Source organism: Ekhidna sp. ABH4_415, assembly GCF_056161305.1.
Genome location: NZ_JBSWYW010000003.1, coordinates 243,087 through 266,540, shown reverse-complemented (window position 1 = coordinate 266,540; position 23,454 = coordinate 243,087). Strand labels below are relative to the sequence as shown.

At 40.9% G+C, this 23,454-nt stretch carries 19 protein-coding genes; 16 read left to right on the top strand and 3 right to left on the bottom strand.

From position 1 onward, the window contains the following. The first annotated feature begins 4 nt into the window (after window positions 1-4). From ACXAH9_RS06495 to ACXAH9_RS06485, 3 genes are all read left to right on the top strand, one after another. A complete protein-coding gene (locus ACXAH9_RS06495; RefSeq protein WP_474894043.1) occupies window positions 5-1,723 on the top strand; it encodes a chitobiase/beta-hexosaminidase C-terminal domain-containing protein in 1,719 nt (572 codons plus the stop codon). Between the two features lie 19 nt (window positions 1,724-1,742). Next, a complete protein-coding gene (locus ACXAH9_RS06490) occupies window positions 1,743-3,467 on the top strand; it encodes a tetratricopeptide repeat-containing sensor histidine kinase (protein ID WP_474894042.1) in 1,725 nt (574 codons plus the stop codon). Window positions 3,468-3,575: 108 nt separating this feature from the next. Beyond that, window positions 3,576-5,801 carry a SulP family inorganic anion transporter gene (locus ACXAH9_RS06485; protein ID WP_474894041.1) on the top strand — a complete coding sequence of 742 codons (2,226 nt, stop codon included), beginning with the start codon at window positions 3,576-3,578 and terminating at the stop codon, window positions 5,799-5,801. A gap of 54 nt (window positions 5,802-5,855) precedes the next feature. Here the strand turns inward: ACXAH9_RS06485 and tilS are convergent, their stop codons facing one another. Beyond that, window positions 5,856-7,157: a tRNA lysidine(34) synthetase TilS gene (tilS, locus tag ACXAH9_RS06480; RefSeq protein ID WP_474894040.1), complete on the bottom strand. Its 1,302-nt coding sequence runs from the start codon at window positions 7,155-7,157 to the stop codon at window positions 5,856-5,858. Between the two features lie 24 nt (window positions 7,158-7,181). On the opposite strand from tilS, the gene ACXAH9_RS06475 reads away from it, so the two are divergent. The 10 genes from ACXAH9_RS06475 (at window position 7,182) to ACXAH9_RS06430 (ending at window position 16,725) form a co-directional block, all read left to right on the top strand. Then, window positions 7,182-8,816 (top strand): OstA-like protein, encoded by a 1,635-nt coding sequence (locus ACXAH9_RS06475; RefSeq protein WP_474894039.1) that lies wholly within the window; start codon window positions 7,182-7,184, stop codon window positions 8,814-8,816. A 60-nt stretch (window positions 8,817-8,876) separates the two neighbouring features. Then, window positions 8,877-9,683, top strand: a complete 807-nt coding sequence (locus ACXAH9_RS06470; RefSeq protein WP_474894038.1) for an outer membrane protein assembly factor BamD — start codon at window positions 8,877-8,879, stop codon at window positions 9,681-9,683. A gap of 10 nt (window positions 9,684-9,693) precedes the next feature. Then, the gene (locus ACXAH9_RS06465; RefSeq protein WP_474894037.1) at window positions 9,694-10,026 is read left to right on the top strand and encodes a DNA-directed RNA polymerase subunit omega; all 333 of its coding nucleotides are present in this window, start codon (window positions 9,694-9,696) and stop codon (window positions 10,024-10,026) included. Window positions 10,027-10,036: 10 nt separating this feature from the next. Next, window positions 10,037-11,224 (top strand): bifunctional phosphopantothenoylcysteine decarboxylase/phosphopantothenate--cysteine ligase CoaBC, encoded by a 1,188-nt coding sequence (coaBC, locus tag ACXAH9_RS06460; protein ID WP_474894036.1) that lies wholly within the window; start codon window positions 10,037-10,039, stop codon window positions 11,222-11,224. Then, window positions 11,225-12,112 carry a type IX secretion system protein PorD gene (gene porD, locus ACXAH9_RS06455; RefSeq protein ID WP_474894035.1) on the top strand — a complete coding sequence of 296 codons (888 nt, stop codon included), beginning with the start codon at window positions 11,225-11,227 and terminating at the stop codon, window positions 12,110-12,112. It abuts the gene before it with no gap. A gap of 27 nt (window positions 12,113-12,139) precedes the next feature. Beyond that, on the top strand, window positions 12,140-13,792 hold the full coding sequence (gene recN / locus ACXAH9_RS06450) for a DNA repair protein RecN (RefSeq protein ID WP_474894034.1): 1,653 nt from the start codon (window positions 12,140-12,142) through the stop codon (window positions 13,790-13,792). 292 nt (window positions 13,793-14,084) lie between these two features. Next, window positions 14,085-14,897, top strand: coding sequence for an enoyl-ACP reductase FabI (locus ACXAH9_RS06445; RefSeq protein ID WP_474894033.1), 813 nt, complete (start codon window positions 14,085-14,087; stop codon window positions 14,895-14,897). 44 nt (window positions 14,898-14,941) lie between these two features. Next, window positions 14,942-15,232 carry a four helix bundle protein gene (locus tag ACXAH9_RS06440; protein WP_474894032.1) on the top strand — a complete coding sequence of 97 codons (291 nt, stop codon included), beginning with the start codon at window positions 14,942-14,944 and terminating at the stop codon, window positions 15,230-15,232. Between the two features lie 18 nt (window positions 15,233-15,250). Continuing rightward, window positions 15,251-16,042, top strand: a complete 792-nt coding sequence (gene ispE, locus ACXAH9_RS06435) for a 4-(cytidine 5'-diphospho)-2-C-methyl-D-erythritol kinase (protein ID WP_474894031.1) — start codon at window positions 15,251-15,253, stop codon at window positions 16,040-16,042. Window positions 16,043-16,248: 206 nt separating this feature from the next. Further along, the gene (locus tag ACXAH9_RS06430) at window positions 16,249-16,725 is read left to right on the top strand and encodes a hypothetical protein (protein ID WP_474894030.1); all 477 of its coding nucleotides are present in this window, start codon (window positions 16,249-16,251) and stop codon (window positions 16,723-16,725) included. Window positions 16,726-16,825: 100 nt separating this feature from the next. Here the strand turns inward: ACXAH9_RS06430 and ACXAH9_RS06425 are convergent, their stop codons facing one another. After that, window positions 16,826-17,908, bottom strand: a complete 1,083-nt coding sequence (locus tag ACXAH9_RS06425; RefSeq protein WP_474894029.1) for an aromatic ring-hydroxylating oxygenase subunit alpha — start codon at window positions 17,906-17,908, stop codon at window positions 16,826-16,828. A gap of 58 nt (window positions 17,909-17,966) precedes the next feature. Here ACXAH9_RS06425 and ACXAH9_RS06420 point away from each other — a divergent pair, with 58 nt between their 5' ends. The 3 genes from ACXAH9_RS06420 (at window position 17,967) to ACXAH9_RS06410 (ending at window position 22,544) form a co-directional block, all read left to right on the top strand. Next, window positions 17,967-19,271, top strand: a complete 1,305-nt coding sequence (locus tag ACXAH9_RS06420; RefSeq protein WP_474894028.1) for an amino acid permease — start codon at window positions 17,967-17,969, stop codon at window positions 19,269-19,271. A 34-nt stretch (window positions 19,272-19,305) separates the two neighbouring features. After that, on the top strand, window positions 19,306-21,153 hold the full coding sequence (locus tag ACXAH9_RS06415) for a serine hydrolase domain-containing protein (RefSeq protein ID WP_474894027.1): 1,848 nt from the start codon (window positions 19,306-19,308) through the stop codon (window positions 21,151-21,153). Between the two features lie 110 nt (window positions 21,154-21,263). After that, window positions 21,264-22,544 (top strand): serine hydrolase domain-containing protein, encoded by a 1,281-nt coding sequence (locus tag ACXAH9_RS06410; RefSeq protein WP_474894026.1) that lies wholly within the window; start codon window positions 21,264-21,266, stop codon window positions 22,542-22,544. Here the strand turns inward: ACXAH9_RS06410 and ACXAH9_RS06405 are convergent, their stop codons facing one another. Continuing rightward, window positions 22,545-23,426, bottom strand: coding sequence for a diacylglycerol/lipid kinase family protein (locus tag ACXAH9_RS06405; protein WP_474894025.1), 882 nt, complete (start codon window positions 23,424-23,426; stop codon window positions 22,545-22,547). It lies immediately after the preceding gene. Window positions 23,427-23,454: the final 28 nt, after the last annotated feature.

Below are 23,454 nucleotides of genomic sequence, written 5' to 3'. Positions count from 1 at the left end.
AACCATGAAGAACCTTTTTAGCTTGTTAATTATCACATGTCTTTGCCTCAACCTTTTCGGTCAGGAAGATTTAAACCATGAGAAAAAGATCTATAAAAATGAAGATGGGAAAGTATATGTAAACAAAGCTCTTCCCTTGTACCTAAGTGTATCAACCAGTCCTGATGGATCGGATAGTGAAGTGCTTGACGGAAAAGATCCTAAGTACAGCAGTCCGATGTACCTGGACTCAGAGGGTTACAACACCATCAGAACCCCCTGGAAGGTAGATCCTGAAACAAAGAAAGTTGTTTACCCAAAGGAAGAGGTAATTTTCGAGCTTTATGCAGACAGCAAATCACCGTCTACTAAAATTTCATATGGGGATGTTAAACTGTCTAATTTGGAAGAAAAGATGGCTCTAGCTGCCACAACTATTACACTCTCGGCTTCAGATGAAATCTCTGGCACCAATTCTATCTATTACTCGTTAAATGGTACTTCCTTTCAGAAATATACCGGACCTATTCCGGTTAATGAAGAAAAAGCCTACACACTTACCTATTACGCAGTAGACAATGTCGGTAATGTAGAGGAAAAGAAAAATGTTTCTCTTCAGGTGGATAATACAGCCCCTGTAACTTCAATGAAGATAGAGGGAGACCTTTCAGAAAATGTGGTCTCTACTCGATCCAGTATCAATCTGGAAGCAAAAGACAATATCTCTGGAGTTTCAAAGATTTTCTATACCATAGATGATGGAAGAACGTATGAGTATTCCTCGCCTGTTTCTATTGCCGCGCTTAGCGAAGGAGAACATACAATCACCTACTTTGCCGTAGATGCAGTTAACAACAACGAAGAGAAGAAAACCTATACTTTCTATTTAGACAAATCGCCACCACGCGTTATTGACGAGATCATTGGTAATACTTTCATTGCCAATGGAAAAGAATATTACTCAGGAAGAACCAAGCTAAAGCTAGTGGCGATGGATAATAAAGCCGGAGTGAAGGAAATTCTTTATTCGATCAATGGAGGAGAATTCAAACTTTATGAGGCTCCATTTTATTTGACAGAGGCTGGAAATCTTAATGTAGAAGTGTTAGCAACAGATAAAGTGAACAACCGGGTTCGGTCTAAAGAATTCTCTGACAAAAACAACTTGTTAAACTATGTTGATCTATCGGGCCCTAGCTTGAATTACGATGTTGTCGGACCATCTTTTTCTTTGAAAGATACCGTCTACATAACCAAAGAAACTACCATCTCATTACGAGGAACCGATAAAGATTCTGGATTTAAAGAAATCGATTATCAGGTAGACAATGGAACAGTCGAAACCTATTCTGAGCCTTTTAAAATAGAAAGTGAAGGACTACACATTGTTACCTATAATGGATATGATAACCTATCAAACTCTAGTACAGAGTCGATTCTATGCATCGTTGATAACAGTGGACCTGTCGTATATAATCGTTTTAGTATAGATTCGAATAAATCTAAGATGATTGATGGTGAGAGTGTTGATGTTTATCCTCCTCACGTGTTACTTTTCTTGTCTTCTACTGATGGTAAAGCTGGACTTGATAAGATTAGCTTCCAGGTAAATGGTGGAGCTATGCAACCCTACAGAAGCTTGATAGAAAACTTCAAAAAAGATACCCTTTACGAAATAAACGTTTTAGTTGTTGATAAACTTGGAAATGAAAATCAACAAGAAATACGATTCTATATTGAATAATGAATCTTAAATTTGAATTATGAAAACTTTAAGCAAAGCTGTGCTCTTGTGTGCAGCTTTCTTTACCGCCTTTTTTTCTAATGCTCAAGACCTAAGTGAAGAGACTCAGAGTCAGCTCTCTCATTATGAGCAAGCATTGGAAGTTGCATTGAGTGAAAACCAATACGACAATGCTGCTGGTATTTGTGGTAAGGTAGCCTACATCTATTGGGACAATAGAGTATATGGAGAGGCAATCTCTTACTTCGAAAAGTCCATTGATTTCAATCAAAAGGTCAATAACAAAAACGGAATGAAGAGTGCCTACTATAACCTTGGGCTTCTTCGCATAGATAATCAGCAATACGAGCAAGCACTTTCGGATTTCAATAATGGTATTGTGCTTGCAAAGGAATTAAACCAAAAGAACCATGTACTTTCCGGACTGATAAACGCTGCTTCGGTAAGTCAAAGCCTAGGCCAAAATCAAGAGGCCATAAATCTTGCTTCGGAGGCTTTGGATATCGCTAAAGAGTTAGAAAACATTAATCTAACCAAAAGGTGCTACGGCATTCTTTACGAAAGCTACCAGTCCATTGGAGATTCGGAAAAATCCATTGAGTATTTTGATCTCTACTCTACCGTAGACAGGTTTTTGAGAAATGAACAGGAAAAGAAAATAAAAGCTGAAACTGAACAACAGGTAGCAGCTATAGCCAGCCAGAAGGCACAAACGGATAAAGCGCTGCAAAGTAGCAACTTGAAGCTACAGGTTGCAGAAGACTCACTTCAAAGAGCACGAGAGATCACTGAACGTCAGCGATTGCAGCTAAAATTAAATGAGGTGACTTTGAGGGAACAGGAGGCCCAGTTAGAAAATGAGCGTCTGATCAGAAACGGCCTCATTATCATCACATGCCTCACTTTACTGTTCTTGATTATCCTCTATATCCAGTACAGACAAAAGCGGAAGAAAAACATCTTGCTGAGTCAACAAAACGAACAAATAAAAAGCCAGAAAGAAGAAATTGAAAGGCAGGGCGCAAACCTCACCATTAAAAATGAGGAGCTATCTGCGGTGAATAAGGAGAAGAATTTGATGATGAGTATGGTAGCTCATGATCTTAAAAAACCGATCAATGATTTAACTTCATTGTCTGAAATACTGGAGCAATACAAGGATAAGCTACCAGAAGACTTTAATCGCCTTGTTAGTGTCTTAAAAAAATCTTCAAGTGGATACCGTGAGATGGTCCATAAAATTCTGGACGCTGGAGCAATTGAAAGTCGAAAACTCAATGTAGTTGAAGAGAAACTCAACATACGAGATATACTAGAGGACAATGCACAATCTCAAAGCTTGTCTGCTGGAGAGAAAGATATTTCATTTGATCTTGAGAAAATCCCAGACGAATCTTTCATCAAAGGGGATCGTGTGTATCTAACTCAAGCAATAGAGAATGTACTTTACAATGCTGTAAAATATTCTCCAAAAGGATCCATTATTGAGCTAGGAGCCAATGCTTCGAATGGCCAGCATTACGAAATATTTGTAAAAGATCACGGACCAGGGATTGGTAAGGAAGATCAAAAGTATCTCTTTGAAACCTTTAAGGTTCTAAAAAATGGAGATTTTGAGTCAACCGGTCTTGGGTTATCTATCTCCAAGAAGTATATAGAGGCGATGAAAGGAAGTATCAGATGTGAAAGCAAAGAAGGTGACGGAACGACCTTTTATATGGAACTTCCCAAATGGGATAACTAAATCCATTCTACCACTTCACAGCTCCTCTTATTCATTCCTAATAATTCCTAATATTTGCTATTTTACGGAACTAGGTTAGTTTTTAATAAACCGTCAAATAGTATATAAATGGAAACTACACCCAAAGGGGGTATTCAAGGATTAATTGAAAATTGGCAGAGTGATTTAATCGCTGCTGTGAGTGTTGCACTTATTGCCTTACCCCTTTCATTGGGTATTGCATTGGCCGCAGGAGCACCTGCCATGGCAGGTATCATTTCAGCAGTTGTTGGTGGCGTGGTGACAACCTTTTATCGGGGTGGCCATGTGTCCGTAAACGGACCTGCAAAGGGAGTTATTGGTGTTATATTATTGGGTATTGCTTTGATGGATGATGGTTCTGGCCAGGCCTTCAATTACATATTGGCAGCAGTGGTTGTTTCAGGAGCCATTCAGGCAGTATTAGGGTTATTAAAATTGGGTCGTTTAGCGGAGATCTTCCATTCTTCTGTCATTCATGGCATTTTGGCAGCAATTGGGATAATCATTTTTGCAAAACAAATTCATGTTGCTATGGGCACACAATCTGATAGCCCGAGCATTATACAAAACCTCATCGATGCGGTTGTATTGTTACCTCAAGCTAATCCTTTTGTATTGATTATTTCGTTGGTTGGATTGCTTCTATTATTGTTCAACTCCAAAATTAATAATCGGTTTTTCCATTTTTTACCTGCACCGATGTGGGTCATAGCTCTTTCCATACCTTTTGCATATACCTTCAATTTCTTTGACAAACACACACTTTCATTCATTGGGAAAGCATACGAGGTAGGGCCTCATCTGCTGTTGGACATTCCTGATTCTATTTTGGATTCCATCATGCATCCCAATTTCAGCAAGGTTGACACGCTTGAATTCTGGACAACCGTCTTTTCCATTTTGATTATAACAAGTATTGAATCCTTGGCTATCGCCAAAGCTGTAGACAAAATTGACCCTTACAAGAGAAAGACGGATTTAAATAAGGATTTGACAGGAATTGGTTTGAGTACGATGGCAGCAGGTTTCATTGGCGGTTTGCCAATCATTGCCGTGATTATACGCAGCACAGTCAACATCCATAATGGTGCGAAAACAAAGTGGTCTAATTTGTATCAGGGGCTATTGTTGCTAATCTTCATTGTGGTTTTGAGCCCTATAATGAGTCAAGTGCCATTATGCGCTTTTGCCATTCTGCTTGTTTACACTGGATTCAAGCTGGCATCCCCAGCAGTCTTCAAACAAGCTTATGATCAGGGGACTGAGCAATTACTCTTCTTTGTCGGGACAATGATTTTGACCCTTTACACCAATCTATTAATTGGTTTACTTGGTGGATTATTACTGGCACTGATTACCCACATGCTATTAGCAAGACTATCGATTCCACAATTCTTTAATATGGTTTATCACTCGCGTACAAAATTGATCAAGCGACCAGAGGGCGGTTTCGACCTTAAAATCAGAGGCATTGCTAATTTCCTGGGCATCTTGAAGGTAGACAAGTTGGTGGCACAAATTCCACCCGGGGCAGATGTTAATATCGATTTATCAGAAACACGATTGGTGGGTATGACCTATATGGACTACCTGGTAGAATTTTTAAAGATGCAAAGGGATACGGGCGGTAATGTTTTTATAACAGGATTGGATTCGCATGTATCATCATCAACGTATAACAGAGCCCTGAAAATTAGCTTAACAAGCTCTGCTAAATTATCGCAGAGGCAAAAACGATTACGAAACTTAGCTACTAAGAATGATTATCAATACAACAGTCAAGTGGATTGGAATACGGTTTATCTTAAGAGATTCCACTTTTTTGAGATTAGACCAATTGAAGGGAAATCCAATACACTTAAAGGAACATATGAAGATTTGGATGTATCCTGGGAAATTGCTGATATAACCTTCAATGAGGGCCAGGCTTTTACAGCTGAGACGTTTAATACAACACTTATGGTCTTAAAATTGAACAAAAAAATACCCGTATTCACACTAGACAAGGAAGGAGTATTTGAAAGAATTTTTGATCGGGTTATGGCTCTTACAGGGTATAAAGACATTGATTTTGATTTGTATCCAGATTTTTCCAGAAAATTTCTTCTCATGGGAAATAATGAATCAGAGATTCGATCATTTTTTACAGATGAAATCATACGTTTTTTCGAAAATCAACAGATTTATCATCTGGAAAGCAATGGGGAGGCACTACTCATTTTTAATAAAATAAAACTGGCGCGTACAGATGAAACGCTTGATTTCATCAATTATGGCAAAGAGCTGGCCACTTTATTAGCAAAAACACCCTAAACATTTTTCCATAATCCGGTCTCTGCAGAACTAAAATTGATGTATCCTGAAAAGTCACTGGATACCGATTTTCAACACAGAATCTGTTTTTTCGCTAATCTTGAATTGATCTGACAACCGATAGCCAATGACCCATACAATTTGATCATCCGATTCAATGACCATTACTGATTTCTTTCTGGATAAGGGCACTTTTTCATCAATCAGGAAATCGCTGATTTTTTTCTGTCCTCTCATACCCAGCGGCCGAAATTTATCTCCCTCTTTCCAGTATCGAACCTTTAGCGGGAATTGAACCTTCATTTTATCCAAAAAAACAACTTTTTCAGAACCGAAAACAACTTCTGATTTCGGTATGTCTACAACAGAAAAATCCTTCCCGTCAAAAGAGTAATGACCGGGCTCCTTTATTAGTAATTCTCCTGAAACACCTGCACGATTCTTATCGATAAAAATTGATTCACGATCCATGGAGAGGATATGGGTTCCCTCCTGAAATATTTTGCCAGATTTTCCCCTGGCCTCAAATATCTCCTTCGCAGTAGTATAGTTAAAACCATAATCAGACAAAATTTCCGCTAAAATCAACACATCCGAAGCATTTGAAATCCATTGCAAATCCAACCTCCAACTCTCACTCTCTTGATGTAAATGATGGTTCTTAATTTCCATCACTTTACTGGCCACCAAATCAGAAGCAAAACCTAAACGCTCAGAGGTATTTCTAAATGTTTTTAATAACGAAGGGTTAAGTTTTTTCAATTCAGGGATCACGTCATGACGGATCAGGTTTCTATCATAATCTGTAGTTTCGTTGCTTGCGTCTTCTCTCCATTCCAGCCCACTATCCATAGCGTACATATGCAAAGCACTTTTTTCAGAGAATAAAAGCGGTCGGATAATTCGATCATTTTTGACTAAAATACCTGAAGCTCCTTTAATTCCTGTCCCTCTTACAAGGTTAAGCAAGATCGTTTCCAGTGAATCATTCAGGTGATGTGCTGTTGCTACTTTATCCAGCTTATGCTCCAGTAAAAGTTCGCTAAACCATTGATAGCGCACATTTCTAGCTTCTAATTGAATAGATCCATTCCCTAAATCGAACGATTTTACATAACAATTCACATCATTTTGGTCGGCCCACTCTAATACGAACGCTTCATCCTCATCAGACTCCTCACCTCTTAAACCAAAATTGCAATGAGCAATTTCAATGTCATACCCTCCTTTAAGAAATAAGTCTGTCATGACCATGGAATCAAGTCCGCCACTCACTGCCAGCAATATTTTTTCATCATTCTCAATCAAATGATTGGATCGAATGAAATCATGGAACTGTTTTTGTAAAGAATGCACAACTCGATCAGTTAATTTTGCCGAATGCGGAAGTTACTCCAAACCATTTTAGTCTTCTCACTTTTACTCCTCTGCTGGAACACACAAGCCCAGAAGAAAGATCGCATCAAATACAAAGCTGAAGATTTATATGAATTTCGTAAAAATGGAGAAAAAATCAGAAGACTGATTGGCAATGTGGTATTTGCCCAGGAAACAACCACCATGTATTGCGACAGCTCCTACTATTATGTAGATGACAATGTGATGGAGGCTTTCGGTCATGTGAAGATCATTGATGACTCTGTGACAATTACCTCAAGAAAACTGATCTATAATGGGCAGGATCGAACGGCAAAACTCCGTCAAAATGTGATTTATACCAAAGCAGATCAAAGATTAACAACCGACTTCCTTGATTACAACATGGATACAGAGGAAGGCCAATACTTCAATGGAGGTAAGCTTAAAGATTCTGTGAATGTATTGACAAGTAAAACCGGATACTATTACGGTTTGCAGAAATATGCACTTTTCTATTCGGACGTAGTGCTTGTCGCTCCTGATTATACGCTTAAGTCCGACACATTGCGATACAACATCCGTCCTAAGATCGCCATCACAGAAGGAAAGACAACCATCATCACCGAAGATGAATCAATCCTGCATGCTAAGGGAGGAACATTCCGTACACGAATGGATCAATCCGAATTCGTGGAAGGAACCGTGGAAACAACAGATTACTATATGGAAGGCGATGAGCTTTTCTTTGATGATCTCAAAAAATATTATGATGCCAGCGGTAATGTAAAACTCACTTCGAAAGAAGACGATGTGGTCATTACAGGAGATGATGGATTCGCTGACAAGGCCAACGGCATAAGTAAAGTATATGGGAACGCACTTATGCGTCGTTTTCTTCGAGAAGACACATTGTATCTGGCAGCAGACACGCTGGTTTCAATAGAAAGCGAATACGATTCAGCGAAGCGAATACTAGCATATCATAATGTGCGTATCTGGAAACAAAACCTCCAGGGGCTAGCTGATTCAGCTTCTTATTTTTTGCAAGACTCATTGCTCTATTTCTATAAAGATCCCATTTTTTGGAATCTCAAAAACCAGCTACAGGGTGATACAATTGTAATGGAAGTGACTGAGAAGGAGATCAAAACCATGTCACTCCTTCAAAAAGCTTTCCTTGCCACAGAGGATACCCTTAACAATTATAACCAGATCAAAGGAAGAACCATGCAGGCTCATTTTGAGCGATCTAAGATCAAGCGAATTGATGTGAATGGAAATGGTGAGAGTATCTATTATGTGCTGGATGATGACGATCCTAATGAAATTATAACACTTGGAATGAATCGTATTCTTTGTAGTGACATGACCATTCGTTTTGTCGATGAGGAACTGGATAATATTTCATTTTATATCAAGCCTGAAGCGAGATTTATCCCTCCACATGAACTAACTCCAGGTGTGCAGAGGCTTGATGGATTTGAATGGAGAGGCGATGAAAGGCCCTCATTGGAAGACCTTTTAACTACTCCTTTGCCATCGTCAGAAATGGAGGATACACCAAAAAAATTGCCCCCACCAGAAAAGCTAAACATCGAGGGTATCAATGAAAAAAGAAAACAAACGTTAAAAAGCATTAAGAACGATGGTGAATGATTGCGGCGTTGTTTCCGTTTAAGCCATAAGTCCTTAGTTTTGCCGACCTATTAAAAAATTATGAGGGAAATTCGAATTCTAATCTTGTTCATTGTTGCTGTCGCTGCACTTGGTAGTTGCAAGTTTCGCAAGATTCAAAAAAGTGGAGACTGGAAAGTAAAATACGAAGCAGCCCTTCAATATTACGAAGAGGAAGATTACCATCGAACCATTCTTTTACTTGAGGATATTCTTCCAATTATTAGAGGGACGGAAGAAGCCGAGTTAGGAAACTTCTACCTTGCTTACAGTTACTATTACCAAAAACAATATATCCTCAGTGCTCACCACTTCGAAGAATTTGTTAGAATCTACGGCCGATCCGATTATGTGATGGAGGCTGCATACATGCATGCTTATTCGTTATATCTGCAATCACCAGACTATCAGTTGGACCAAACGGTGACCTATGAAGCTGTAGCAGCGATGCAAAATTTCATCAATAAATATCCCAGATCAGAATATGCTGAGGATGCAGATAGGATCATTGATGACATGCAGGAAAAACTGGAAAAGAAGGCCTATGAACAGTGTAAGCTTTACTATAAGCTGAGAAGATATAAGTCAGCTTTAGTGGTTTACGACAACTTTGCTGATGATTTTCCTGATTCGGAATACAATGAAGAAATTGCGTATTTAAGAATAGAAACTTCCTTCGACTATGCTGAGGAAAGCATCTCTTCAAAGCAAAAAGAGCGATACCAAAACGCAATTGATCACTACCTGGAGTTTATCGACAAATATCCAAATAGTGAGTACATAAAAGATGCAGAGAAGATTTATGCAAAAAGCATAGAAGAAATTACTAAATTTGCAGATTCAAAATAATTAGAGCGAAATGCAGCAGATAAATTCATCACTTATTACCCGAGACAATCAGGAGATTCTAGAGCCTACCGGCAACCTATATGAGTCTTTGGTAATTATTGCCAAGCGAGCGAGACAAATCAGCGCAAATCAAAAAGAAGAGCTTAACGCTAAACTTGCTGAGTTTGCTTCTTCAGTTGACAACCTGGAAGAGATCTTCGAAAACAGAGAGCAAATTGAAATCTCTAAATTCTACGAGCGTATGCCAAAGCCTACTACCATGGCAATCGAAGAATTCTTAAATGGTGAATTAAATTTCAGATTACCTGAAGAAGAACAAGAGTCTGGTTCAGAATTAGCATAAATTAGTCGCCATGTTGGCGGGTAAAAAAATATTATTAGCGGTTTGTGGGTCCATCGCGGCTTATAAAACCGCTTTTTTTGTGCGTTTGCTCAAAAAGGAAGGGGCAGAAGTCAAAGTGATCATGACAGAGAGCGCCAAAGACTTTATTACTCCTCTCACACTGGCTACTCTTTCCAAAAACCCTGTCTACTCCGAATACTTTGATGAAAAAAGTGGGGAGTGGCACAACCATGTTGAACTGGGAATGTGGGCTGACCTGATGCTGATTGCACCCCTGAGTGCGAATACTCTGGGTAAAATGGCGAATGGCATTTGTGATAATCTGCTTTTAGCAACTTACCTCTCCGCAAAATGTCCGGTCATGGTGGCGCCAGCAATGGATCTGGATATGTACCAACATCCAACGACTCAAGAAAACCTTAAAAAACTTCAGTCATTCGGAAACGAGGTGATTGAAGCCCGAGATGGTGAGCTTGCCAGCGGACTGTCCGGGCAAGGAAGAATGGCAGAACCTGAAGAGTTGCTGGAAATTGTAAAAAAAAAGCTCGCTAATTCCGAAGCACTAAAAGGAAAAAAGGTACTTATCACCTCGGGTCCTACTTTTGAGTCGATTGACCCGGTACGGTTTATTGGAAATCATTCGTCCGGAAAGATGGGAACCGCCATCGCTAATGCATTTAGAAATGCCGGAGCAGAGATCACCATGATTTCTGGTCCTGCAGATTTCTTTCCACAGCATGGAGAAGTAATTAAAGTGCAATCTGCAAACGAAATGCTGGCAGAAGGGGAAAAACACCACGCCAATGCAGACATTGTTGTGTTTGCTGCTGCCGTTGCTGATTACCGACCAAAAGAACCAGCCAAGGAAAAAATCAAAAAAAGTGAAGACAACCTTCACATTGAGTTAGTAAAGAATCCGGATATTGCAGCCACACTTGGCGCAAATAAAAAGACGCAATATCACGTTGGGTTTGCATTGGAAACAAACAATGAGATTGTCAATGCAAAGGAGAAGCTAAAGAAGAAAAATTTTGATCTGATCGTACTCAATTCACTCAATGACCAGGGGGCTGGCTTTCAGCAAGACACCAATAAAGTTACCTTCTTTGATAAAGACAATAACGAACAAAAATTTGAGTTGAAGAGTAAGGCCGAAGTAGCAGAGGATATCGTAAAATACGTCATAAAGCACCTTTAAATGAGATTTTCAGGAATACTACTCGTTCTTATTGTTACCACATCTTTTTCTCAGGAACTCAACTGCCGGGTGATTGTCAATGCACAACAGGTGCAAACCACCGAACGAGCCGTGTTTACTGAAATGGAAACGGAATTTGCCCAGTTTCTCAACACCACCAAGTGGACCAATGACGAGTTTGAGGAGGAAGAAGTCATCAACTGTAATCTGGTGATCACTATTTCTGAAATGCCCAGCATTGGGGTATTTAAAGCTTCTGTGCAGGTACTTTCCAGCCGACCTGTGTATGGCACTGGGTATGAATCCGTCATTCTAAACTTCGCAGACAGAGATTGGGAGTTTGAATATGTGCAGGCACAGCCGCTTCGATTCAATGAAAACACCTTTACCAGCAACATCACCTCCATGCTGGCATACTATGCCTATATGATCATTGGTTTTGATTATGACACCTTCTCTGAGATGGGCGGTACACCGCATTTTCAAAACGCTTTCAAAATCGTGAACAATGCACAGCAAACAAATTACACTGGTTGGCAGCAGTTCAATAGTGTACGAAACAGGTACTGGCTGGTTGAAAATGTTCAGAATCCACAACTAGAACCAATTAGAGAAGCATTGTATATCTACCATCGTCAAGGGCTAGACATAATGGCGGACGATCGGGAGCAGGCAGAAAAAAATATTCTGGATGCTCTATCAAAAGTTCAGCGTGCAAATCGGGCACGCCCACGCTCCATCCTGACTATTGCTTTTATGGATGCTAAATCTGGTGAGCTCATCCAGATTTTCTCAGAATCCAGCCTCGCAACACGCAGACAAGCCTACAATCTCTTAAGCAATATTGACCCTGCAAGAACGGATGAGTACAAGGCATTAATTCAGTAGTCTCTTACATATCTTTGTGACCCATTTATGATCAAGTCACTGCAGATAAAGAACTACGCACTCATCCGCGAGCTGGAGATGTCCCCATCTTCTCACCTGAACATCATTACTGGTGAGACCGGCGCAGGAAAATCCATCATGCTGGGTGCGGTGGGTTTGCTTTTGGGCAAGAGAGCTGATACCAAAGTGCTACTTGATGAAAATCAGAAATGCATTGTTGAAGGGGTATTCGATATTTCCTCATACGCTTTAGAAAAAATCTTCGAACAAGAAGACCTTGACAATGAGACCGAATGTGTTATCCGTCGGGAGATCAGTCCTTCCGGAAAATCCCGTGCTTTTGTAAACGACACACCAACCAACCTCAGTGCTTTGAAGTCCATCGGTGAAAAACTGATGGATGTACACTCGCAGCATGAATCATTGCAGTTGGGGAAAAATATGTACCAGCTCAATGCACTGGACGCATTTGCAGCACATCCTGAATTGATTACTAATTATCAGGAAGCATACAGAACCTATGCATCTGCTAAAAAACGATTAGAGAAACTGGAAACACTTGCAGCTCAAAGTGCCGAAGATGCAGACTATAAGCAGTTTTTACTGAACGAACTACAAGAAGCAAACCTGGATGATCTAAATCAGGAAGAGCTAGAAAAAGAGCTGGAAGTACTCGAAAATGCCGAAGACATAAAGCTCAAGCTATCTCAGTCCATACATATGTTGGATGCGTCTGAGGTAGCCATTTTACAACAGCTCAATGAGTCTAAATCCCTCCTCCACTCCATCGCATCCTTCTCCAAAGATTTGGAGGACTTGAGCGAGCGGATGGAAAGTGCTTCCATCGAACTAGCTGATATTTCGAATGAGATGCAGCGCGTGCAGGATCAAGTGGAGCATGATCCGGAAAAAATCCAGGAACTAAAGGATCAACTGGATCTGCTTTTCAGATTACAGAAAAAGCACACGGTTCTTACAGTGGAGGAGCTAGTCAACATTCGAAACGAACTGGATGAAAGCCTGAGCCAGGTTGCGAACCTTGACAATGACATTGCGAAAGCAAAGAAAGAGATGGAAAGTGCAGAAAAAGCGATGCAGGAAAAGGGTGGCAAACTCACTGAGTCTCGGAAGCTATCCGCTCTTAATTTCTCTGATGAGATCGAAAAAATCATTCATCAGATCGGCATTGAAAATGGTACGGTAGAGATCAAAGTGAATCCAACTGAGCCTTCCATACACGGACTGGACACCATTGAAATGCTGTTTAGTGCCAATAAAGGCATCAAACCTCAGGAGCTGAAAGAAGTAGCCTCCGGAGGAGAATTCTCCAGACTGATTTTTGCGGTGAAATATTTGATCGCAGATAAGACCGCCATGCCGACCATCATTTTTGATGAAATTGACACGGGGGTTTCTGGTGAGGTGGCACTTCAAATGATTCGCATGATGAAACACATGGCTAAAAATCATCAGGTGATCAGTATCAGTCACTTACCGCAGTTTGCAGCCGGAGGTGATGCACATTACTATGTATACAAAGATCACACTTCTGACCGCTCCGTCAGCCGAATCAAAAAATTAGCAGACGAAGATCGTGTCACCGAAATCGCCAAAATGATCGGGGGAGAAAATCCAGGTACCTCAGCAATGGAAAGCGCGAAGGAGTTACTTCAGCTGTGAACATTCCCCCTTAAAAAAGGAGGTTTAGTTCACAATCGCCGCATGCAGCGAAAAGACAAAATTACGTGATGGAATTGTGGGATGGCTGGATTGATTTTGTCATGATTTTTTGCTTCGTTTTTCATCTAGGAAAAATGAAGAGCCTCCCCGGCTTGAGGGGATAATCAAAAAAACTCTTATTAAAAGTCTATGTCTTTAAATCAACATCTATTTTTACGGAAATTTAAATTCTAAAACACGCCTGCCTTTGGCGGCAGAAGGTTCAGAATGACAACCAATTGAAATTAATACCATGTCAAATAATCTACTAAAAGGAAAAAGAGGAATCATCTCAGGAGCACTGGATCAAAACTCCATCGCCTGGAAAGTGGCTGAAAAAGCACACGAACAAGGAGCCACATTTACATTGACCAACGCCCCGATCGCCATGCGAATGGGTGAGATCAATAAACTCGGTGAAAAATGTGGGGCAGAAATCATCCCAGCGGATGCTACCTCCATGGAAGATCTGGAAAACCTATTCACCAAATCTCAGGAAACATTGGGTGGAAAAATCGATTTCGTACTTCACTCCATCGGCATGAGCCCGAACGTTAGAAAAGGCAAAGACTATGGTGACCTGAACTACGACTGGTTCCAGAAAACATTAGACGTTTCTGCACTCTCTTTCCATAAGATGATGCAAACTGCAGAGAAGCTGGATGCCATGAACGAATGGGGATCCATCCTTGGTCTTTCTTACATCGCAGCACAACGCACCTTTCCCGATTACTCGGATATGGCTCAGGCCAAAGCTTTGTTGGAGTCCATTGCCAGGAGCTATGGCTATCGATTTGGCGTAAGCAAGAAAGTACGAGTGAATACTATCTCCCAGTCTCCTACCATGACAACTGCAGGTTCTGGAGTTCCGGGCTTTGATGTCTTCTTCAATTATGCAGACAAGATGTCTCCGCTTGGAAATGCAGACGCTGAAAGCTGTGCAGACTACTGCATTGCCATGTTCTCCGACCTGACACGTATGGTGACGATGCAGAACCTGATGCACGATGGTGGGTTCTCTACCTCAGGTATCACCGATGCGATGGTGGAGGAGCTTAGTAAGTGATAAGTTACAAGCTGTAAGCCGCAAGGCCTAAGCTGCAAATTTGTATGCGAAACTTCAAAGAGCTATTGATATGGCAAAAAGGACATGTGAGCCAAATAAATAGGGCTTCATCATCCATTCCAGCCAATATTGCAGAAGAAGCAAGTAGAAAAGGAATAAAGGATCAGGCGCGGTTTATTCAAATAGCACTTGGTTCTACTTTTGAACTTGAAACGTTCTTTATAGGAATCTCTAGGTTAAACTTGGTTGAAAATGCTGAATTAGAAAGCATTTTGAATCTGATCATTGAAGAGCAAAAAATGCTTTCTGGCTATTTAAAAAAACTTGTAGCTTGAAGCTAAAAACTTGCAACAATGATCTCCTTCCCCAACGCAAAAATTAATCTTGGACTCAACATTGTGAGCAAGCGGGAAGATGGCTATCACACCATTGAAAGCTGCTTTTATCCCATTACATGGCGCGACAGCCTGGAAGTGATAGAGGCAGCTTCTTTTGCTTTTCACAGCTATGGTCTGGACATTCCGGGAGACACCTCCTCCAATCTTTGTGTAAAAGCGTATGAACTCCTCAAGGCAGATTTTGACATTCCTCCCGTGGAAATTCATCTGTTAAAGAACATTCCCATGGGAGCAGGACTGGGTGGCGGCTCGGCGGATGGAGCGTTCACACTGAAAATACTGAATGACATATTTTCACTCAATCTTACAGATTCGCAGCTTGAAAACTACGCCTTGCAGCTAGGAAGCGACTGTCCCTTTTTCATTAAAAACCAACCAGCCATAACCAAAGGACGAGGGGAAAAACTTAAACCTATAAATCTGGACCTTTCCGGCTATCATTTAGCTATCCATAATCCAGGCATTCACGTATCCACCAAAGAGGCCTATTCAGGGGTTAAGCCTAAGCAATCTGAAATCTCTGTTTCAGAAATTATTCAAAGGCCCATTGAGCAATGGAAAGACCTGCTTAGAAACGATTTTGAGGCCTCCATCTTTCCGAACCACCCTGAAATTGAGCAGCTGAAAAAAGAGATGTACGAGGCAGAAGCGATCTATGCCTCTATGACCGGAAGCGGAAGTACGGTGTTTGGAGTGTTTGAGAATGAGATAGCGCATACTGAATGGAAGTCATTCAAATTGCACTAACCGTCTCGTAAACTTTTATGGGAGTAATCTATACGTAATCCTACGTTCAAAATCAGAGAGACTCCCCTGCCTCGGTTCGAGTCCTCAAGAAACGACAGGAAGGCATGTGAGGACACAAGCCATGCCTAAAGAATATGATACTTAAAAAGAGAAGTTTATATAAGTATATTTTATTTTCCCTAATAGGAGTTGTTTTCACATTTATCATGCATGAGTTCGCCCATTGGACTATAGGGGAGTCTCTTGGATATAAGATGAGAATGACATTAAATAAAGTTTATCCCATTTCTGGAGGATACGAAAGAGATTGGCATTACACGACAATTAGCTTAGCAGGACCAGTAATAACACTATTACAAGCGATTGTTTTCTTTTTGATTATTGGTCGAAATGGAAACAAAAACCTCTTTCCCTTTTTGTTTACTTGTTTTTATCTGGAGCTTCTTTCTGGAGTAATGAACTATCGTAACCCAAATGATTTAGGAAGAATTAGCACATCACTAGACCTTGGACTTTTTACATTACCAATAATATTTATCACCATTCATTTTCTCATGCTTTACATGATATCAATGAGAGAAAAGTACAGATTGAGTTTCCTGGTAATTACGCTTCTTTTGACTATTCTTTTTACATCAATCTGGATTTTAAGTAATCAGTTTTATCACATTGTTCTTATTTAAGATCCCTCTCAGCATGCCTCGGTTCGTGTCCTCACGAAACGAAAGGAGAAAAGGTTTGTGAAGACACAAACCAATGCTTAGGAATCTAACTAGCAACAATCTAGCCCAAATACTTCGCCAGCATCTGGTGAAACTGATGCACCCCCTGCTCACGTTTTGGTGAAAAGCGGCCGGATTGATAGTATTTCGATTGCAGGCCTTTATGAACCCCCTCCACTACAAACTCATCTTCTCGTTCTACTTTGTCCAACATAGCGCCCGCCCCCTTGTGGAGTTTGGATTCATCGTAGATGTATGACAAAAACGACACCTTAGTTTGATTCAGTGAAAGTGGACGCACAATATTGACCGACAATCCCCAGGGATAAAAATTGAACATCATGTTGGGGAACACCCAGAAATAGTAGGCGGCCACACGTTTGCCAGCATGGATATGATCTTTAGGTAAATCAAAAATATCTTCCGCTCCCTCGGAGTATCCCACCTGCACGTTGAAATGATCATGAAGGATCGTTTCATAGCTCCCGTAATCCAGTGCCTCATTCAGGTCATTGTGCACGAATGGAATATGGAATCCCTCCAGGTAGTTATCACAATACAGCGCCCAATGGGCATTGACCAGGTAATTCTTCGATTGCACAGCGTTGAAGACAAATTCATCAATGGGTAGAAAACCGACATATTGATTCATCTCCTTAATCACCTGATGAAAGTCAATATTCCCTCCCAACTGTGCAAACAGCATAGGTCCCCACTTTGCTAGCTCAAACCGATGCAGATCATCACACGCTCTCGGAAAATCCTTGGCTTCTTTAAATTCCGGCATAGACTCAAACTTTCCATCCAGTCCGAATTTCCTCCCATGATACATGCAAACCAACTTTCGTTGACTCCCGGGGTTTTGTGCCACAAGATTGGCCCGGTGCGTACACACATTGCTCAGGCAATGGATATCACCCTCCTCGTCTTTGGTCAGCACCATTGGTTCGGTAAGAAAACCATCCATCAAAACAAAAGGATACGTCTGTTTCGGCAACTGAACCAGATTTTCATCGCCCAGCCATTGCCATGACTGGTAAAAGACCTTTTCCCGGATCAAATCAAAAGTGGCCTGATCCCTGTAGAAAGAAGCCGGTAATGTTTCTGCCTGCGTAATCTCCGGATTGATGCGATATCGGTTCATTTATTTTGGGGTATATTTCAAAAATACATTTTTTTAAACCGACATCTATCACTATTACATGAGCAGAAAAAAGCTCGGCTTCTGGACCAGCTCTTCCCTGGTTGTGGGAAACATGATCGGCTCAGGCATTTTTCTCTTGCCTGCCACCCTCGCTTCCTTTGGAAGTATCAGTATTCTAGGATGGATCATTTCAGCATTTGGAGCGGCCACCCTCGCTTATGTCTTCATCGAGTTTAGCAAAATGATACCGGGTACTTCCGGCGGGCCATACGTGTACTCCCGCTCTGGCTTAGGTGATTTTGCCGGATTTTTAGTAGCGTGGGGGTATTGGATATCTATCTGGTGCGTAAATGCCGCGATTGCCATTGCGCTGGTGAGCTACCTGGGAGTGTTCTTTCCTGTCCTGCAAGTCAATAACGTCCTGGCTATTTGTACAGGACTAGCGATTGTGTGGGGAGTGGTATGGGTTAATACCCTGGGCATCAGAGAAGCAGGCATTTTTTCCTTGGTTACCAGCATCCTGAAGATTACTCCTCTGCTCGCTATCGGCATTTTTGGATTGTTCTATCTTGAAGTTGAACACTTCAGTTCCTTCAATATTAGTGAACTCTCTGACTTTCGTGCCATTACTCAAACTGCTACGCTCACCTTCTTTGCCTATATGGGAATCGAGTGCGCCACCATTCCTTCTGGTGACATTGAAAACCCGACACGAACCATTCCCCGGTCAACCTATTTTGGGTTAGGAATTGTCACCCTGGTATACATCCTTGGAACCACTTCATTAATGGGAATCATACCTCCTGAAGAACTACAGTTTTCACAAGCTCCTTTTGCTGATGTCGCCTCCATCATCTGGGGACCATGGGCAGAAAAGCTGGTGGCCGTTGGTGCGATCATTTCCACGCTCGGTGCACTCAATGGATGGATCCTTATTCAAGGCCAAATACCTGCAGCTATATCCAGAGATAAACTATTCCCTTCTGTTTTTACTAAAGAAAACAAAAATGGTGTTCCTGCAGTGAGTATCGTACTATCGAGCATCCTCATTTCCATTCTGATGATCATGAATTACTCCAAAGGATTGGTCGCTGCTTTTAAGTTTGCCATTCTTCTTTCTAGCATGACTGCCCTTATTGCGTATCTTTTTACCTCCGTGAGTTATGTGATTATAACAGCTAAAAATGAAGGTCTCACATCCGGATTTAAACGTAAGGTCGCAATCGCCTCTGTTTCCTTCATCTTTTCCATCTGGGCCATTGCCGGTTCGGGACTAGAAATCGTGTACTGGGGATTTTTACTATTAGTGGGAGGCTTACCTGTTTACGTTTGGATGAGAGTAAAAAACGAAGAATTAAATTAGTCGAATAAAGAACTTCTTTGGATGTGATGCCATTATGAAAAAATCACTGATCACACTTATTTATATAGGATTCGTTGGTTTGGGTCTGGCCCAGGAAACGAGCCCCCCTGGAGATTTGAAAGCCTTGATATCTAAAATAGATTCAATGGTAAATGAATCTTCGGTTCCTGCTGCATCAGTATCCATTGTTCGAGGTAATAGCATTTTATTAGCGACGGCATTTGGAGTACGGGACCTGGAAACTAAAGAAAAGGCAACCGGTGAATCACTCTTTAGAATAGGTTCCATTTCAAAAATGTTTGTGGCCCTTTCCATCCTGAAACTACAAGAGGAAGGAAAAATATCTCTTGAAGATCGTTTGATAGATTGGGCTCCAGAGATTGTCTTTGAAAATCCATGGGAGGATACCAACCCTATTCTAATTGAACATCTACTGGAACATACCACCGGCTGGGATGATATTCATTTAGTTGAATATGCACATAATGAACCTGAGCCGATTTCTTTAAGAGATGCATTAGACTTCCACCCACATTCCAGAATTACAAGATGGGTACCAGGAACCAGACATTCATATTGTAACTCCGGCCCTCCTGTAGCTGCTTACATTGTTGAGAAGATTACGGGTCAGAATTTTGAAGATTACGTGCAGGAAACCTTTTTTGACCCATTAGGTATGGAAACTGCGACCTACTTCAAGGATGATAAATATAATATTCATGGAGTAACCTTATACAAAGGAACGGAACCACAGGAATACTGGAACATTATCATGAGAGCTTCTGGCTCTATCAATGCCAGTGCAATAGATATGGCTAACATGATTCGGTTTTTCTTAAATGATGGAAAAGTTGATTCAGTATCACTCATCAGCAAAGAGTCCTTGATCCGAATGGAAACACCTAAAACTACCATTGGAGCAAGAGCAGGTGTAGAAACTGGGTATGGCTTAAATAATTACACAAGCATCATCAATGATTTCCCATTTCAAGGACACAATGGAGGAGTTGGTGGGGGATCAAGTGAGTTAATTTATAACCGGGAATATGACATTGGATATGTTGTAATGATTAATTCCTCTAACAGCAATATCAGAAACTCAATCTCGGAAGAAATAGCCAAGTACTTAACCAAAAATATTGAATCACCTAAAATTAAAATTGAAACCTCCACTACCGATGCATTTGATGGTTTCTACTATGCAATCAACCCCCGACAAGAAATGAGTTTCTTTACTAGCAGTCTATTTCAAATCAAGAAAATTTGGTCGGATGATAGCTTAATTTACCTGGCCAATTATCCTTCTGGAAAAGCACGTAAATTTCGCCCAATCAACGATAGCTTAGCTTATGGACAATTGGATAAGGTGTCCCTGGCTAAAATCAAAGATCCGCTAAAAGGAGAAGTAGTGGCAACAGGGTGGGGTATTTACGCTCCTACCTCCTTAGTTGCTATATGGTCGTCCTGGATATTTACCGGGCTTTGGGTGGTTGGATTGCTAGCGAGTGGAGTATGGATTTTAGTAACAATCATTCGATTATTGATAGGCAGTGAAAAGCTGAATTTAACCCACCTTGTACAGTCCGGACCGGTTATAATAGGAGCATGCCTTATGCTATTTTTCTTCTTTCTAGCCTACGGCGGTAATAAAGATCCTCACAACCTATTAGGCAGCCCAACCGGTGTGTCTCTAACAGTTTATTATGCATCTTTACTATTAGGACTCTTTTCTTTTTTAGCTGTAGGAATTAGCGTCTATGCATATACTAAAGTCAAACGCAACTTTACTTTCTGGTTTTATTCAATTCTAACCGTGATGTGCCTCATTGCATCATTATACCTTTGGGATCATGGAATCATTGGTTTGAAAACATGGGGATGATTAACAGGTAGAACCGTAAATTTTCTGTTTCATGAAAATGACGGGTAAGTGACGGGTGGAATATTTATTTTCTGAGTACGAATCCACGTAATTAGCAGCAAAAACACCGAATGAAAAAGATTCTTTTCTGCGTTTTAGCTGCCGTCCTTCTAATGAGTCTATGGGCAGGCTTCACTTTTATCGGCACAGTAAATGGTTGGTTTCATCAACCTATTGCCAAGAAATCTCCACAAGCATTTCAACAAGTTGTAGACCAAATGCTGGAAGATGAATTCGTCGGCAGTTTTGCTATGGCAACAATGGAAAACGGAAAGGTGGCCCTCGAAAAATTTCGTTCAGCAGGACGTCCGGTTGATCGAAACACGGTTTTCCAAGTGGCTTCACTAAGCAAGTGGGTATCTGCTTTTGGTATCATGAAATTAGTAGATGATGGTAAAATCGATTTAGATGTTCCAATCAGCACATATCTGACACGGTGGCAACTTCCTCCAAGTGAATATAACAATGATGAAGTGACTGTAAGGAGATTACTGAGCCATACCGCAGGACTCACCGATGAGTTGGGGTACTCAGGATTTGCTGAGGGGATGCCTCTTCCATCTATCGAAGAATCTCTTACTCACGCACCAGACGCAGATGAAGGGATAAGCGGTATAGTTAAAGTAGGCATAAAACCGGGGAGTGAATTTAAATACTCTGGAGGGGGCTATACCTTGCTGCAACTGCTCGTAGAAGAAGTCACCAAACAGTCATTCAAGGATTACATGAAAGCATCGATATTTCAACCACTTGGTATGATGCAAACATCCTATGAGTGGGACGAATCTTCGGCTTATGCATTAGCCGAATTTTATAATAACGATGGAACTAAAGCGAAGCATTATCGCTATGTGTCCCTTGCTGCCACATCACTTTATACCTCAATAGCAGATCTGGAGATATTTTTTCAAATTCACCTCAAAAATGAAAACGGTGAAAATCAAGGAAGAAATATCATCAAACCTGAAACATTGAAAATGATGCGAGAGCCACATGCTAGCACCATGGGAGCCGCAATTTGGGGATTAGGCACCATTCTGTTCGCAAAGACAGACACTCAAGATTTCATTATTGGTCATGATGGAAAAAGCACTCCCCCTATCAACACGGCTGTTCGACTAAATCCAGATACAGGTGACGGCATCATCATACTTTCCACCGGTCACTCCATCATCGCCACCAAACTGGCTAGTGAATGGGTATTTTGGAAGTATGAAAAGGTAGACACGCTACTCTTCACAATGCTCATGGAAGTTATGGTCATCAAAATTGGAATCGGATGGCTAGTAATTATTGTTGCAGTAATCGTATGTAGTGTTAGAAAGAGGGGACGAAAAAAGCGTTTGAACTAATTAATCGCAAACCATTATATCCAAAGCACCTTTAAGCACCTCTGCGTTTACTTTTTTCGCTTTACCAATCACCTCACCATCTACCTGAAGGGTTCGCTTTCTTGAGGAATAAATAGTGACTTCTTTTCCTTGATGGATAGCATAATAATCCGACTCTTCCAGTCGACCAATAAAACTATGCCAGGTCAAGTGTATAAGCTTATACCACGGAATGGGCATAAACACGCAAACCTCCAATAGTCCATCCTGCATATCGCAACGGGGATTAACGACAGCTCCGGTTCCATATTTGGAAGCGTTAGCAATGACTATCATTTCTGCTTTGTATTGATACCTTTCTCCATCAATGCTAATTTTATACTTGCCTCTCTTCCTTTTGCCCAGTTGCTTGAAAAATGAAATTGCATAGCCAAGTTTTCCACGCTTACCCTCTCTTTCAAATTCTTTAATCAGTTTTGCATTAAATCCAATATCACTCAAATGCAGACATAATTCTCCGTTTACACGTACAGCATCAATCTTTCTGAATTTAGCTTCTTGGAGGAGCTTTAAGTTAGTTTTCCATCGTTCAGGTATTTCCAGTTCCGATGCAAGTCCATTCGCAGAACCCAGCGGCAGTATTGCCAGTTTAATTGAGGTACCCAATAACTCTTCTGCTACTAACTTGATGGTGCCATCCCCACCCCCGGCTACTACAATTTTTGGATCAAACCTGTTTATTGCATCATTGATCCTTTTCCGATCATTTTCCCCTTCGGTTTTTAAAATTTGATGATCATAATCATGGGTCTGACAAAAATCATCAATCAGCTCATATAGACCATCTTTATTGGTGTCCCCGGCAATTGGATTGATAACGAAAAGAACTTTCTGTTTGCTCACCTGTTATTGAATAAGTACATAATTTAGT

Excerpts from the sequence above, each read along its gene's own strand:
- ACXAH9_RS06485 (WP_474894041.1), top strand. The coding sequence starts at position 3,576 with ATGGAAACTACACCCAAAGGGGGTATTCAAGGATTAATTGAAAATTGG.
- ACXAH9_RS06420 (WP_474894028.1), top strand. The coding sequence starts at position 17,967 with ATGAGCAGAAAAAAGCTCGGCTTCTGGACCAGCTCTTCCCTGGTTGTG.
- ACXAH9_RS06470 (WP_474894038.1), top strand. The coding sequence starts at position 8,877 with ATGAGGGAAATTCGAATTCTAATCTTGTTCATTGTTGCTGTCGCTGCA.
- ACXAH9_RS06425 (WP_474894029.1), bottom strand. The coding sequence starts at position 17,908 with ATGAACCGATATCGCATCAATCCGGAGATTACGCAGGCAGAAACATTA.
- ACXAH9_RS06415 (WP_474894027.1), top strand. The coding sequence starts at position 19,306 with ATGAAAAAATCACTGATCACACTTATTTATATAGGATTCGTTGGTTTG.
- ACXAH9_RS06445 (WP_474894033.1), top strand. The coding sequence starts at position 14,085 with ATGTCAAATAATCTACTAAAAGGAAAAAGAGGAATCATCTCAGGAGCA.
- ACXAH9_RS06490 (WP_474894042.1), top strand. The coding sequence starts at position 1,743 with ATGAAAACTTTAAGCAAAGCTGTGCTCTTGTGTGCAGCTTTCTTTACC.
- ACXAH9_RS06410 (WP_474894026.1), top strand. The coding sequence starts at position 21,264 with ATGAAAAAGATTCTTTTCTGCGTTTTAGCTGCCGTCCTTCTAATGAGT.
- porD (WP_474894035.1), top strand. The coding sequence starts at position 11,225 with ATGAGATTTTCAGGAATACTACTCGTTCTTATTGTTACCACATCTTTT.
- ACXAH9_RS06465 (WP_474894037.1), top strand. The coding sequence starts at position 9,694 with ATGCAGCAGATAAATTCATCACTTATTACCCGAGACAATCAGGAGATT.
- ACXAH9_RS06430 (WP_474894030.1), top strand. The coding sequence starts at position 16,249 with ATGCATGAGTTCGCCCATTGGACTATAGGGGAGTCTCTTGGATATAAG.
- recN (WP_474894034.1), top strand. The coding sequence starts at position 12,140 with ATGATCAAGTCACTGCAGATAAAGAACTACGCACTCATCCGCGAGCTG.
- ACXAH9_RS06440 (WP_474894032.1), top strand. The coding sequence starts at position 14,942 with ATGCGAAACTTCAAAGAGCTATTGATATGGCAAAAAGGACATGTGAGC.
- coaBC (WP_474894036.1), top strand. The coding sequence starts at position 10,037 with ATGTTGGCGGGTAAAAAAATATTATTAGCGGTTTGTGGGTCCATCGCG.
- ACXAH9_RS06495 (WP_474894043.1), top strand. The coding sequence starts at position 5 with ATGAAGAACCTTTTTAGCTTGTTAATTATCACATGTCTTTGCCTCAAC.
- ACXAH9_RS06475 (WP_474894039.1), top strand. The coding sequence starts at position 7,182 with ATGCGGAAGTTACTCCAAACCATTTTAGTCTTCTCACTTTTACTCCTC.
- ispE (WP_474894031.1), top strand. The coding sequence starts at position 15,251 with ATGATCTCCTTCCCCAACGCAAAAATTAATCTTGGACTCAACATTGTG.